The organism is Stenotrophomonas sp. YJH_SMC_82, from assembly GCF_059368875.1.
In genome coordinates, this window is sequence record NZ_JCAFSE010000001.1 from 773,475 (window position 1) to 785,960 (window position 12,486).

Consider the following 12,486-nt stretch of genomic DNA (forward strand, 5'->3'; position numbering starts at 1 on the left):
ACCGTGGATGCGGCCCAGTTTCTCCGCCCCGCGCTTGAATGCGCCTGTCCGCCAGCCGATGAGCCCGCCGAACATGCTGCCTGCCGCCAATGACGCTGCCCTGGCCGAGCAGGCCCGGGACTGGATCGCGTGGCTGGCCTCGGGCGATATCAGCGACGCGCGCATGCAGGCGTTCGAACACTGGCTGCAACAGCCGGGGCACCGCAGGGCCTTCGAACACGAGCGCGCGCTGTGGCGCAGCGTCGGGCCGCGAGCGCAGCCGGCCCGCGTGGCTGGTCGACGCCCGCGTCGACGGCGTTGGGCCATGGCTGCGGCGGCAATGCTGGCGATGCTGGTGGCATGGCCGGAGGCGTGGCTGCGCCTGCAGTCCGATCACCGCAGCACGCACCAGGTGCAGAACGTACTGCTGCCTGATGGCAGCCGTGCGGTGCTGGACGCCGACAGTGCGATTGCCGTGCACTTTGATGCGAACGCCCGCCAGGTCGAGCTGTTGCGCGGGCGTGCCTGGTTCGAGGTCAGTCCGGATGCGCAGCGACGTTTCAGCGTGCGCGCCGGCAATGGCGTGGTCGAGGACATCTCGACCGCCTTCACCGTGGCGCGGGGCCACGACCAGGTGGAAACCCAGGTCGGGCAGGGCAGGGTACGGATGGCCAGCCCGGTTGACGGTGGCTGGACCTACCTGCAGCAGGGCCAGCGCGCGGCCTACGGTGAACACAGTGGTGTGAGGCGATTGGGGGACGTTGCGGCCGACAGCGTCGGCGCCTGGCGTCAGGGCGAGCTGCTGTTGGAACAGGCCCGCGTCGCTGACGCGGTGCAATGGGTGGGGCGCTATCGCGCTGGCCCGACCTTCGTGCGTGGTGATCTATCGCAGCTGCCGGCGGTAAGCGCGGCGTTGCGCATCGACCGCCCGGAACAGGCGCTGGATGCGCTGGCCGCGACGGCTGGATTGCAGGTGACCCGGCTGCCGCTCGGCGTCGCCATCGTCCATCGGTAGATCCACGCCATTGCCCCGGTGCCGACCAACGGTCGGCACCCACCACTGCAACCAGCCACGCAACCGTCGGCACCCACCACTGCAACCGGGCGCGCAACCGTCGGCACCTGCTTCGACTGCAAATCCCCTTGGGGTTGCCACGCTTTCATCCGTCTTACTCCGCGAACGTACCCGCCGCCGCCACGTACGTCGCCGTGTCCGCCCGTGTTGCGGATGACGCCGCGTTCGCGGCACCGATTACCTGACAGGTTCCCCCATGTTCGACTTCCATCGCCCGGGCCGCGTGCTGCGCCGGTCCCGCCTGTGCATCGCGTTGCTCGCCGCCGGCCTGGCCAGTGCCGCGCCGTCCGTACTGGCGCAGAGCGCCAGCAGCGACCACGCGGCCGTGCTGCGCTTCGATATTCCGGCGCAACCGCTGGATGACGCGCTGCGCAGCTACATGCGCCAGTCCGGTGTGCAGGTGGTCTATCCCGCATCGCTGGCACGTGGCGTAACTTCTCGCGCGGTCGGCGGCAGCCTGTCGGCCAACGAGGCGCTGCAGCAGCTGCTGCAGGGCAGTGGCCTGGCAGTGCGCCGGGTCAGCGCCGATGCGGTCACCCTGGAAGCGGCAACGCCGTTGCAGGCCGACAGTGGTGTGATCGTCACCGACACGCTGAGTGTGGCCGGCGACCGCGTCGGGAGCGGCGCGACCAGTGATGAAGCACGCCTGCTCGACAGCTATCGCAGCGTGGGTTCGACCACCACGCTCAATCGCACGCATCTGGAGCGTTTCCGCGGCACCTCCAACGGCGACATCGTCAAGGGTGTGGCCGGTGTCACCGCCGGTGATCCGCGCGTGGGCAACGGCTTCGACGTCAACATCCGCGGTATCCAGGGCCAGGGCCGCGTGCCGGTGATCATCGACGGTGGCCAGTCCAGCATGGATACCTACCGTGGCTACGCCGGCCAGTCGCAGCGCACCTACCTCGACCCGGACCTGATCTCCAGCCTGACCATCACCAAGGGGCCGAGCCTGCAGGCCAACGCGTCCGGTGGCATCGGCGGCGTGGTCGAGATGGAGACGTTGAAGATCGGTGACGTGCTGCGCGAGGGCCGCGACGTCGGCGTGCGCGTGCGCGGCGGCCTGGCCAATGGCAGTGCCAACAGCCTGCCGTCCTACAGTGCGGCACCGCGCACCGATCGCAGCGCCACCGGCAGCCAGTTCTTCAACGTGGCCGCCGCAGGGCACTGGGACCGCTTCGATCTGGTCGCCGCTTACGCCTACCGTGACAACGGCAACTACTTCTCCGGCCGCCACGGCTACGACGACTTCCCGCAGGATCGGCGCACGCTGGCGCCGCTGAATCCGCCGCGCACCGAGGTTTTCAATACCTCTTCGCGCTCGAAGTCGGCGCTGCTCAAGGGTACCTGGCGTATCGACGACACGCAGACGCTGGAAGCCGGCTATCGCCGCTATGAAGGCACTGCCGGCGAGATCATGGCCTCGCAGATCATCCGCGTGGATCGTGACCGCATTCCACAGTGGGATCCGGGCCACGTCGACATGGACAGCTACAGCCTGCGCTACCGCTTCAATCCGGACAGCGAGCTGATCGACCTGCGCGTCAACGCCGCGTACACCGACACCGACAGCGTGATGTACAACAGCCTGACCGGCATCACCCCATGGTACTTCGACCGCCGCACCGAGTGGTACGACGCGCCCAGCTTCAGTGGCGACCCCGGCTACAAGGATGCCTACCGCAATCCGCTGCGACAGAAGCGCTTCGGCCTGGATGTCAGCAATACCTCGAAGTTCGACACCCGGGCCGGCGCGTTCACGCTGGACTACGGCCTGTCCTACAGCGACGAAGACATCGCGCCGGGCAGTTCGGGGCCGGTCATGCACGACGATCTGGTCAACAACCGTTTCCTGCGCAACGCCGAGCGCAAGGAATACAGCGCGGTGGCCTCGCTGAAGTGGCAGCCCGATGAGCACTGGGAGCTGCTGGCCGGTGGCCGCTGGAACCGCGTGGATGTGCATGACCGCAACCGCCTGGCCACGCCTGATGCCTATGAGGTGCAGGGCCAGTACCGCTACACCGAGCTGCTCAATGGCAACCCGGCGCTGCCGTCGTGGCGGGCCAAGCGCATCGCGCTGCTGAACTGGTATCCAGATGCCAACGGCAACTTCACCCAGGAATCGCTGCTGGCTTCGCCGTACAAGAAGGGCACGGTGGCGGACATCGCGGGCTGGAATTTCTACGACGCCGGCAAGGCGCAGGACCTGGAGGTGCCGGTCAGCTGGACCTGGTCGCAGCCGATCCGCCGTCGCGACACCGCGTTCTCGCCGACCGCCAGCGTGGCCTACCGCTTCAGCGAAGACACCCTGGTCTACGTGAAGTACGCCGAAGGCACCAAGCTGCCGAGCCTGTTCGAGACCACGCTGGGCCTGTTCACCGCCGCCAAGCCGGTGGGCGAGTTGAAGCCGGAGCGCGCGCGCAGCTGGGAAATCGGTGCCAGCACCCTCCGCTACGACCTGTTCACCGCCGGCGACCGCCTGGCGCTGAAGCTGGCGTACTTCGATACCCGCATCGACGACCTGATCACCCGTGACTACCGCACGCTGTCGGCCGGCCTGATCCGCAACGTCGACCAGTTCAAGGTTTCGGGCATGGAGTTCCAGTCCAGCTATGACAGCGGCAAGGTATTTGCCGATCTGTCCGCGCACTACTACTTCAAGGCCAAGACCTGCGCGCCGGACATCGCCGCCGAGCGCCGTGCCTATGGGGCGCAGCGCAGGAACGGCGAGCTGGCCAACACGCCCGACTGCGTGGACGGCGGCTTCGAAGGCTCCTACACCAACACGCAGAACCCGCCGCGCTACATGGTCAACCTGACCCTGGGCTCGCGCCTGTTCGACGAGCGCCTGGCCTTCGGCACCCGCGTGGTCCACAACGCCGGCCCGATCAGCAAGCTGGACAAGGACTGGAACGTCGGCCTGTCGGCGATCCAGCAGTTGTACCGGCCGACCACGCTGGTCGACCTGTTCGCCAGCTGGAGCTTCAACGACCAGCTCTCGGTGGAAGCCGGCGTGGACAACCTGACCGATCGTTACTACCTGGACCCGCTGGCCCTGGGCGTGATGCCGGCACCGGGCCGTACGGCCCGGCTGGCGTTGACCTGGAAGTACTGATCGGTCGCGGATGAGCGCTGGGGTCGGATCCCTTTCCTCCGGAAAGGATGAGCGGCGGGGTCGGATCCCTTTCCTCCGGAAAGGGCTCTGACCCCACCAGCGGGGGATACCCCGCTTACAGCCCCGTCGCCGCCTTCACCGCGTCCTCGTGCAGCGACTCGTTCAGCTCATCCACCACGGTGGTCCATGCCGCATCGGCCTGCAGCGACTCGGACAGGAACTGGCGCTGCGCATCGTTCCAGTACGGTGCCTCGACCACTTCCACATCGGTGGCCAGCTGGTGCTCGCGGATGAAGCGGGCGATGCCCTCGGCGCTGGCGTCCAGGCCCAGCTGCAGGAACAGGTTGGTCATGCGCGGTTCGGTGGTGATCATCGTCGGTTCCTGCGGTAGAAGGGATGCGCCATTATCGGCGCACATAGCCTTGGGGAAAGCCCCGTGGCGAACGTCTACAGCAGGACGACCCCCTTGGCATCCCCCATGAACGGACACACCGCCCCTGAAGACAGCCGCAGCCTGCGGCTCAAGGCCGCCACCCGCGACAGCCATGGCGCCCTGGACAAGCGCATCATGGCCGGTGACATCTTCGCTGACCGCAGCAACTTCGCCCGGTTCCTGCGCGTGCAGTATCGCTTCCATCGCAGCATCGATGCGCTGTATGCCAACCCTGCGCTGGACGCACTGCTGCCGGACCTGGGCGAGCGCCGCCGCCTGGCCCAGGTGGCGCGCGACCTGCAGGATCTGGAGCAGACGCTGCCCGGGGCCGACATCGCGGCGTTGCCGTCCGATCTGGAACTGCCCGCCGCGTTGGGGTGGCTGTATGTGGCCGAAGGGTCCAACCTGGGCGGCACCGTGCTGTACAAGATGGCCGCCAGGCTCGGCCTGGATCGTGATTTCGGCGCCCGCCACCTGGCCGCGCATCCGGATGGCGCGGCGCGCCACTGGCGCGAGTTCACCGCTGCGCTGGACGCGGTACCGCTGAGTGCCAGGCAGGAGCAGCAGGTGATCGATGCGGCCGACGCCGCGTTCCGCAGCGTGCACGGCCACGTCGAAGTGGAATTCGCCTGATGCCTGGTGCCCGCCTGCGGATGCAGCGCTGATGCGTTGGCTCTGGTTCGCGCTGGGATGGTTGATGGTCGGCCTCGGGGTGATCGGCGCGTTGCTGCCGGTGATGCCGACCACCATCTTCCTGATCCTCGCCGTGGGCTGCTTCGCACGCAGCTCGCCGAAGTTCGAGCAGCGCCTGCTGGCGCATCCGCGCTACGGCCCGTCACTGCGGCTGTGGCGTGAGCAGGGTGCGGTGTCGCGCAAGGGCAAGGCATTCGCCAGTGCCGGCATGGCCGTCGGTTTTGCGCTGTTCTGCTGGGGAGCGCACCCGTCGTGGCGCCTGCTGCTGGGCGTGGGCCTGTTCTTCGCGGTCAGCGCCGGCTACGTGCTCAGCCGACCCGCGCCGCGGCTGCAGCCCCATCCGGTCGTGGAAGTGGACGACGCCAATGATCCGCGTGCGACCCGCCGTGGCGCAGCGACCCCTGATGCTGATGGAAACCGAGACGATGCTGCCTGCTGACCTGGCCCCTGTGGCCGCCCCCGCATTGACCCCGTGGGGCATGTACCTGGCCGCCGACGTGGTGGTGAAGGCCGTGATGATCGCGCTGGCACTGGCGTCGCTGGCCACCTGGACCGTGCTGCTGGCCAAGGGCTGGGAGCTGGCGCGGCAGGCCCGGCAGCTGCGTGCGGCACGCGCGCTGTTGCTGCAGTCCGCACAGCTGCCGACGCAGAGCGAAGAAGCGACCCTGCAACAGGGCGCCGCACTGACGATGCTGGACGCTGCACGCACCGAACTGCGCCTGTCGCAGGAGCTGGACAGCCACGACGGCATCAAGGAGCGCGTCGCCTCGCGCCTGGAACGCATCGAGCTGGAAACCGCGCGCGTGCAGCGGCGCGGTATCGGCGCGCTCGCCAGCATCGGCGCGGTGGCGCCGTTTGTCGGCCTGTTCGGTACGGTGTGGGGGATCATGAACAGTTTCATCGGCATCGCCCACAGCAACACCACCAGCCTGGCGGTGGTTGCGCCCGGCATCGCCGAGGCCCTGTTGGCGACAGCGCTCGGCCTGGTCGCGGCGATTCCCGCGGTGCTGGTCTACAACCATTTCAGCCGCGTGCTGGCCGGCCTGCGGGGGCTGCTCGGCGATCTGTCGGCCGCCGTGCAGCAGCTGGTGTCGCGCGATCTTGATCGTGCCGTCCCGCGTGCCGCTGCGGCGCCGCTGCGCGCGGTGCACTGAGGCGCGACGATGGCGATCAGGACCGCGTCCGACCGCGACGATGCCCCCGAAGAAGCGCACGAGATCAATGTCACGCCCTTCATCGACGTGATGCTGGTGCTGTTGATCATCTTCATGGTGGCCGCACCGCTGGCGACCGTGTCGGTGCCGGTGCAGCTGCCGGCCAGCAGCGCCAGTGCCACGCCGCCCGCACAGGCGCCGGTGTATGTGACTGTGCAGGCCGATCTGTCGCTTCGCGTTGGCGAACAGGCCGTAGCGCGCGACGGGCTGGCGGCTGCATTGCAGGCGGCCACCCACAGTGACACCGCGCAGCGTATCTTCCTGCGCGCCGATACCCACGTGCCCTACGGCGAACTGATGGCCACGCTGGATGCATTGCGTGCGGCCGGTTACCTGAAGGTGGCACTGGTCGGCCTGGAGCAGCGCACGCAATGAGCGGACTGCGGCGCTGGGCGACCAGCCTGGCGATCGTACTGCTGGTGCACGCGCTGTTGATCGGCGCGGCCTGCTGGTGGGCGACGCGAGCACCGGTGCTGGCTGCGACGGCGCCGCCCGTCGCGCTGATGCTGGAACTGGCACCGATGGTGCAGGCACCGCCGGTGCCGCCGCGCGAGGTCGCCACCGGCCCGCTGCAGCAGCAACAGCAGCGGCAGGCGCCGAAGCCGGCCCTGCGCGAGCAGCCGAAGGCGCCGGCGCAGCCGCAGGGTGACCTGCCACCGCCGCGTACGCCGGAGCCGACGCCCTCGCCGGACACCGCTGACACCGACGTTGCACAGACCAGCGCACCGCCGCAGGTGGCGGCCGACGCGGCCGCACGCTACACCGCACCGCAGACCACGGCCGGCGAACGCAGTCGCGCCGAGGCAACCTGGGAAGGGCGCCTGCTCGGGCATCTGCAGAAGCATCGGCGCTATCCGCGCCAGGCCGAGCGGCTGCGCCAGCAGGGCGTGGTCTACGTGCGCTTTGCCGTGGCCCGCGATGGCGCGGTCTCGGGGTTGAAACTGGGCCGCAGCAGTGGCTTCGCGCTGCTCGACCAGGAGACGCTGGACACCGTGCAGCGGGCCAGCCCGCTGCCGGCGCCGCCGGCCGAAATGGCCGGCGACCCGGTGGAAGTGATGGTGCCGGTGTCGTTCTTCCTGCGTGGGCGGTGATTGACGGTGGGGTCGGATCCCTTTCCGCAGGAAAGGGCTCTGACCCCATCGAGGCCGTCATCCACGCATGGCGCGGATCTACAGCAGCGGCACCAGCAGCAGCGCCACGATGTTGATGATCTTGATCAGCGGATTGATCGCCGGGCCGGCGGTGTCCTTGTACGGGTCACCGACGGTATCGCCGGTCACCGCGGCCTTGTGCGCCTCGCTGCCCTTGCCGCCGAAGTGGCCGTCCTCGATGTACTTCTTGGCGTTGTCCCAGGCACCGCCGCCGGTGGTCATCGAAATGGCCACGAACAGGCCGGTCACGATGGTGCCGATCAGCAGGCCGCCCAGCGCGCGTGGCCCCAGCAGCAAGCCGACCACCACCGGCACCGCCACCGGCAGCAATGACGGCACGATCATTTCGCGGATCGCCGAGCGGGTCAGCATGTCCACCGCCTTGTCGTACTGGGGCTTGCCGGTGCCCTGCATGATGCCGGGGATCTCGCGGAACTGGCGGCGCACTTCCTCCACCACCGCACCGGCGGCGCGGCCGACCGCTTCCATCGCCATCGCACCGAACAGGTAGGGAATCAGGCCGCCGATCAGCAGGCCGATGATCACCGTGTGGTCGCTGAGATCGAAGCGGAACTCCTGGCCGGGATTGGCCGCCTGCAGGTTGTGGGTGTAGTCGGCGAACAGCACCAGTGCGGCCAGCGCCGCCGATCCGATCGCGTAGCCCTTGGTCACTGCCTTGGTGGTGTTGCCCACTGCATCCAGCGGATCGGTGATGTCGCGGATCTCCGAGGGCAGCTCGGCCATTTCGGCGATGCCACCGGCGTTGTCGGTGATCGGGCCGTAGGCATCGAGGGCGACGATCATGCCGGCCATCGACAGCATCGCAGTAGCGGCGATGGCGATGCCGTACAGGCCGCCCAGCGCGAAGGCTCCCCAGATCGCCGCACACACCGCCACCACCGGCAGCGCGGTGGACTTCATCGAAATGCCTAGGCCGGCGATGATGTTGGTGCCATGGCCGGTGGTCGAGGCCTGCGCCACGTGCTGCACCGGCTTGTACTGGGTGCCGGTGTAGTACTCGGTGATCCACACAATCAGCCCGGTCAGCACCAACCCGATCAACGCGCAGCCATACAGCGCCATCGGCCCATGCACGTTGTCGGACATCAGCCCGGTGGTGATCGGATAGAACGCAATCGCCGCCAGCACGCCGGAGACGATCACGCCCTTGTACAGCGCACCCATGATCGAGCCGCCCGGCTTCACCTTGACGAACAGCGCACCGATGATCGAGGCGATGATCGATACGCCGCCCAGCACCAGCGGGTAGAGCACCGCGTTGGCGCCGGCCTCGGCCAGCATCAGGCTGCCCAGCAGCATGGTGGCGATCACGGTCACCGCGTAGGTCTCGAACAGGTCGGCGGCCATGCCGGCGCAGTCACCGACGTTGTCACCGACGTTGTCGGCGATCACCGCCGGGTTGCGCGGATCATCTTCGGGAATACCGGCTTCGACCTTGCCGACCAGGTCGGCGCCGACGTCGGCTCCTTTGGTGAAGATGCCGCCGCCCAACCGCGCGAAGATCGAGATCAGCGACGAACCGAACGCCAGCCCGACCAGCGCGTGCAGCGCCTGCTCCATCGGCAGGCCCATGCGCAGCAGCAGTGCGTAGTAGCCTGCCACGCCCAGCAGGCCCAGCCCGACCACCAGCATGCCGGTGATCGCGCCGCCGCGGAAGGCGACGTCCATCGCCGCGCTGATGCCCTGGCGCGCCGCCTCCGCGGTGCGCACGTTGGCGCGCACCGACACGTTCATGCCGATGTAGCCGGCGGCGCCGGACAGCACCGCACCGACCGCGAAACCAATCGCGGTGTACCAGCTGAGGAACACCCCGACCAGCACGAACAGCACCACGCCGGCGATGCCGATGGTCAGGTACTGACGGTTGAGGTAGGCACGCGCACCTTCCTGGATCGCGGTGGCGATCGCAACCATGCGCTCATTGCCGGTGGGTTGGCGCAGGATCCAGCGCGCCGAGACGATTCCGAACAGGATCGCGAGAATGGCGCAGCCCAGCGCCAGTGACAGCCCGTGACGTTCCAGCATTAGACCCCTCCGCAGAATGGATGTAGGCATCCAGTGGCGATGAACGGCACCACGAGGGGGACGACGGGCTGCAGCCTGGAACCAACCCGTACCGACCTTGGTGGTCGTCCGACGTATGGCGGTGTTCAGCATTCCCTGGTGCCTGCAGTATGCGTGCCGCTCTTTGTAGAGTCGAGCCATGCTCGACTGGCCCGTGGGAGCCGCGCCGCATGACCCGTGGGCGCCCTGCCAATGAACGCGTCGACATGCGCGCGGACCCGCCGCCAGGCAAGGGCATGATTTGCGAGCCACCGGCCTTTGCACCCCGTTAAGCCAGCCTCTGCAAGCCTGCGCGGAGTCCCGATGGAGATCCCCCATGCGCCTGTCCCTGTTGATGCTCGCCGCCCTGGCCCCGGCCGTGCCGGCACTCGCTGCGGAAACCCCGGAGCTGCAGCGTGCCGTGGGCGCACCCCAGGCGGTGGGCGCGGTGCATACGCTGCGCCAGATTCCCGAGGCCTGCGCACGCCTGGAAGGTGCGTTCACCGGCGATGCCGCCGCCCCGTACCGCTTCTCCGCCGTGCGTACCAGCGAGCAGTGCCAGCCACGTGCGCGCTTCGTCGACTACACCAAGGCACAGCCGAGTGCCGACAAGGGCTGGAAGCTCAACGATGTGATCCGCGTGCCCAACGCGGCATGCCCGGCGCAGCAGGCGGTGGTGCGGGTGTGGCGCCTGCCGTCGAGCAACAAGGTCGAGCTGGATGGGCAGGGCCAGTCGCGCATCTATCTGGAAGAGGCCAAGAAGCAGGCGGCAGCCGGCCAGATTCCGCAGGTGACGATGTTCGCCGCGCAGCTGCAGATGGAAGGCAAGGCCTGCAATTGAGATGATGCGTGCGCTGCGCCCACGCAGTCGTCCACGGGTGGTAGTGCCGGCCGCTGGCCGGCATCCGGCTGATCTCACTCCGCCAGCGTCGCCCCGCGCGCCACCAGCAGCTCGCGCAACGCCCTGCGATGGCAATGCGCTTCGTCCTCGCAGTAGCAGCCCACGCTGAGGTCGCTGTGCTGCGACATCGCGGCCAGCAGGTCCAGCGCGTGCGCGGCATCGGGCGCTTTCATCTCGGCCTTGTAGTGGCGGAAGAACGCAGTCCAGTCGGCGGCGGTCTTCGCCTCATGGGCCTGTTTCACCAGCTCCGCGCTGGGTGACAGAGTCGGGAACCAGACGTCGTACCAGTCCCGTTTCGCGAATTCGCTGCGGGGCACGCCGCGCGGTGGTCGCCGCACGGTGCCGATGCGCAGGCCCTCACCGGGTTGGCGCGGGCTGCCGAGACGAACAACACGCAGTGCCATGATGACCTCCATGAAAAGGGGACGGAGGGGATTAAGTCGTATCCGACCCACTGCTGATGCTGTTGGAGATGACAGAGGGGCGTATGCGACTTAATCCCCTCCGTCCCCTTTTTCAGGTCAGCCCTCGAAGGCCGGCAGCTTCTGCTTCACCGCCACGTTCTTCAGTGTCACGTACTTCGGCAGGCCGTCGGTGCCATAGGGAAGCGGCGCTTCGCCCTTGATCAGCGGCGACAGGTAGGCGCGCGCCTTGGCGGTGATGCCGAAGCCATCGCGGCGGATGAAGCCGGCTGGCATCTTCTTCTCGTGGTTGGCGATCTTCGACAGCGGGGCCGCTTCGATCTTCCAGCGATAGGGCGCATCGCTGCTGCGCACGATCACCGGCATCACGCCGTTCTGGCCCTTCAGTGCCAGCTGCACGGCGGCCTTGCCGACCGCCTGTGCCTGCTCCCAGTCGGTCCTGCTGGCCAGGTGGCGGGCCGAGCGCTGCAGGTAGTCGGGCAGCGCCCAGTGCACCTTCAGGCCCAGCTGGTCCTTGACCCGTGCAGCAAGCTGCGCCGCCACGCCGCCCAGCTGCGAGTGACCGAACGAGTCCTTGCCGCCGCCTGCGTCGGCGACGAAGCGGCCATCTGCGGTCGCGATACCTTCCGACGCCACCACCACGCAGTAGCCGACGCGCTCGACCACGGCCTTCACCTTGGCCAGGAATGCAGCCTCGTCGTAGGCGCGCTCGGGCAGCAGGATGATGTGCGGTGCGTCGTCATCACCGTTGCAAGCCAGACCGGCGGCCGCGGCCAGCCAGCCGGCGTGGCGGCCCATCGCCTCGTAGATGAAGACGCGGGTGGAGGTCTCGGCCATCGCCGCAACGTCCAGCGCCGCCTCGCGCACCGAGACGGCGGTGTACTTGGCCGCCGAGCCGAAGCCGGGGCAGGTGTCGGTCACCGCCAGATCGTTGTCGATGGTCTTGGGCACGCCAATGCAGGTCAGGTCGTAGCCGGAGGCCTTGGCCAGCTGCGAGACCTTCAGCGCGGTATCGGCGGAGTCGTTGCCGCCGTTGTAGAGGAACCAGCGCACGTCGTGCGCGCGCAGCACCTCCAGCAGGCGGTCGTAGCGGGCGCGGTCGGCGTCCAGCGATTTCAGCTTGACCCGGCACGAGCCGAAGGCACCGCCCGGGGTATGGGCCAGCGCGCGGATGGCCGCGGCACTCTCCTTGCTGGTGTCGATCAGCTCCTCGCGCAGGGCGCCGAGGATGCCGTTGCGGGCGGCCAGGACCTTGATGCCCTTGGCCCGCGCCTGCTCGATCACCGCCGCCGCCGTGGCGTTGATGACGGCGGTGACACCGCCGGACTGGGCATAAAGGAGAGTACCGTTGCGCATGCTTCTACCTGCTCGGGGGAGGGGACATTGCAGGGACATTACCCGGATGCGGTAAAGTGGCGCTATTGCGGTGCAGCGATACC

Annotated in this window: 12 protein-coding genes; 8 read left to right on the plus strand and 4 right to left on the minus strand. The window is 68.2% G+C overall.

Annotated elements, in window-relative coordinates; translation table 11 throughout:
- Window positions 1–58 precede the first annotated feature (58 nt).
- Both AC5P53_RS03480 and AC5P53_RS03485 read left to right on the plus strand, forming a co-directional pair.
- Window positions 59–994 carry a FecR domain-containing protein gene (locus AC5P53_RS03480; RefSeq protein WP_241887097.1) on the plus strand — a complete coding sequence of 312 codons (936 nt, stop codon included), beginning with the start codon at window positions 59–61 and terminating at the stop codon, window positions 992–994.
- A gap of 256 nt (window positions 995–1,250) precedes the next feature.
- Window positions 1,251–4,169, plus strand: coding sequence for a TonB-dependent receptor (locus tag AC5P53_RS03485; RefSeq protein WP_241887096.1), 2,919 nt, complete (start codon window positions 1,251–1,253; stop codon window positions 4,167–4,169).
- Window positions 4,170–4,284: 115 nt separating this feature from the next.
- Here the strand turns inward: AC5P53_RS03485 and AC5P53_RS03490 are convergent, their stop codons facing one another.
- Window positions 4,285–4,542, minus strand: a complete 258-nt coding sequence (locus AC5P53_RS03490) for a DUF2789 domain-containing protein (RefSeq protein ID WP_006390068.1) — start codon at window positions 4,540–4,542, stop codon at window positions 4,285–4,287.
- A gap of 105 nt (window positions 4,543–4,647) precedes the next feature.
- On the opposite strand from AC5P53_RS03490, the gene AC5P53_RS03495 reads away from it, so the two are divergent.
- The 5 genes from AC5P53_RS03495 to AC5P53_RS03515 are packed head-to-tail and all read left to right on the plus strand — an operon-like array spanning window position 4,648 to window position 7,600.
- Window positions 4,648–5,235 carry a biliverdin-producing heme oxygenase gene (locus tag AC5P53_RS03495; protein ID WP_241887095.1) on the plus strand — a complete coding sequence of 196 codons (588 nt, stop codon included), beginning with the start codon at window positions 4,648–4,650 and terminating at the stop codon, window positions 5,233–5,235.
- 31 nt (window positions 5,236–5,266) lie between these two features.
- Window positions 5,267–5,734, plus strand: coding sequence for a YbaN family protein (locus AC5P53_RS03500; RefSeq protein ID WP_241887093.1), 468 nt, complete (start codon window positions 5,267–5,269; stop codon window positions 5,732–5,734).
- On the plus strand, window positions 5,721–6,449 hold the full coding sequence (gene exbB, locus AC5P53_RS03505; protein ID WP_014648318.1) for a tonB-system energizer ExbB: 729 nt from the start codon (window positions 5,721–5,723) through the stop codon (window positions 6,447–6,449). The genes AC5P53_RS03500 and exbB overlap by 14 nt, the downstream gene beginning before the upstream one ends.
- 9 nt (window positions 6,450–6,458) lie before the next feature.
- Complete coding sequence (exbD, locus tag AC5P53_RS03510) at window positions 6,459–6,884, plus strand: TonB system transport protein ExbD (RefSeq protein ID WP_227864228.1); 426 nt, start codon at window positions 6,459–6,461, stop codon at window positions 6,882–6,884.
- The gene (locus tag AC5P53_RS03515) at window positions 6,881–7,600 is read left to right on the plus strand and encodes an energy transducer TonB (RefSeq protein ID WP_241887092.1); all 720 of its coding nucleotides are present in this window, start codon (window positions 6,881–6,883) and stop codon (window positions 7,598–7,600) included. Before exbD ends, AC5P53_RS03515 begins: the two co-directional genes overlap by 4 nt.
- 78 nt (window positions 7,601–7,678) lie before the next feature.
- On the opposite strand, the gene AC5P53_RS03520 is transcribed toward AC5P53_RS03515, so the two are convergent.
- The gene (locus AC5P53_RS03520) at window positions 7,679–9,706 is read right to left on the minus strand and encodes a sodium-translocating pyrophosphatase (protein ID WP_032956016.1); all 2,028 of its coding nucleotides are present in this window, start codon (window positions 9,704–9,706) and stop codon (window positions 7,679–7,681) included.
- A gap of 355 nt (window positions 9,707–10,061) precedes the next feature.
- Here AC5P53_RS03520 and AC5P53_RS03525 point away from each other — a divergent pair, with 355 nt between their 5' ends.
- Window positions 10,062–10,565 (plus strand): hypothetical protein, encoded by a 504-nt coding sequence (locus tag AC5P53_RS03525; protein WP_014648314.1) that lies wholly within the window; start codon window positions 10,062–10,064, stop codon window positions 10,563–10,565.
- 74 nt (window positions 10,566–10,639) lie between these two features.
- Here AC5P53_RS03525 and AC5P53_RS03530 read toward each other — a convergent pair whose 3' ends face one another.
- Together AC5P53_RS03530 and AC5P53_RS03535 are read right to left on the minus strand one after the other, a co-directional pair.
- Complete coding sequence (locus AC5P53_RS03530; protein WP_014648313.1) at window positions 10,640–11,029, minus strand: DUF488 domain-containing protein; 390 nt, start codon at window positions 11,027–11,029, stop codon at window positions 10,640–10,642.
- 117 nt (window positions 11,030–11,146) lie between these two features.
- On the minus strand, window positions 11,147–12,403 hold the full coding sequence (locus AC5P53_RS03535; protein ID WP_241887091.1) for a 6-phosphofructokinase: 1,257 nt from the start codon (window positions 12,401–12,403) through the stop codon (window positions 11,147–11,149).
- Between the last annotated feature and the right edge of the window lie 83 nt (window positions 12,404–12,486).

Coding starts and splice junctions, on each gene's coding strand:
- exbD (WP_227864228.1), top strand. CDS start 6,459: ATGGCGATCAGGACCGCGTCCGACCGCGACGATGCCCCCGAAGAAGCG.
- AC5P53_RS03520 (WP_032956016.1), bottom strand. CDS start 9,706: ATGCTGGAACGTCACGGGCTGTCACTGGCGCTGGGCTGCGCCATTCTC.
- exbB (WP_014648318.1), top strand. CDS start 5,721: ATGCTGCCTGCTGACCTGGCCCCTGTGGCCGCCCCCGCATTGACCCCG.
- AC5P53_RS03480 (WP_241887097.1), top strand. CDS start 59: ATGAGCCCGCCGAACATGCTGCCTGCCGCCAATGACGCTGCCCTGGCC.
- AC5P53_RS03485 (WP_241887096.1), top strand. CDS start 1,251: ATGTTCGACTTCCATCGCCCGGGCCGCGTGCTGCGCCGGTCCCGCCTG.
- AC5P53_RS03490 (WP_006390068.1), bottom strand. CDS start 4,542: ATGATCACCACCGAACCGCGCATGACCAACCTGTTCCTGCAGCTGGGC.
- AC5P53_RS03500 (WP_241887093.1), top strand. CDS start 5,267: ATGCGTTGGCTCTGGTTCGCGCTGGGATGGTTGATGGTCGGCCTCGGG.
- AC5P53_RS03525 (WP_014648314.1), top strand. CDS start 10,062: ATGCGCCTGTCCCTGTTGATGCTCGCCGCCCTGGCCCCGGCCGTGCCG.
- AC5P53_RS03530 (WP_014648313.1), bottom strand. CDS start 11,029: ATGGCACTGCGTGTTGTTCGTCTCGGCAGCCCGCGCCAACCCGGTGAG.
- AC5P53_RS03495 (WP_241887095.1), top strand. CDS start 4,648: ATGAACGGACACACCGCCCCTGAAGACAGCCGCAGCCTGCGGCTCAAG.
- AC5P53_RS03535 (WP_241887091.1), bottom strand. CDS start 12,403: ATGCGCAACGGTACTCTCCTTTATGCCCAGTCCGGCGGTGTCACCGCC.
- AC5P53_RS03515 (WP_241887092.1), top strand. CDS start 6,881: ATGAGCGGACTGCGGCGCTGGGCGACCAGCCTGGCGATCGTACTGCTG.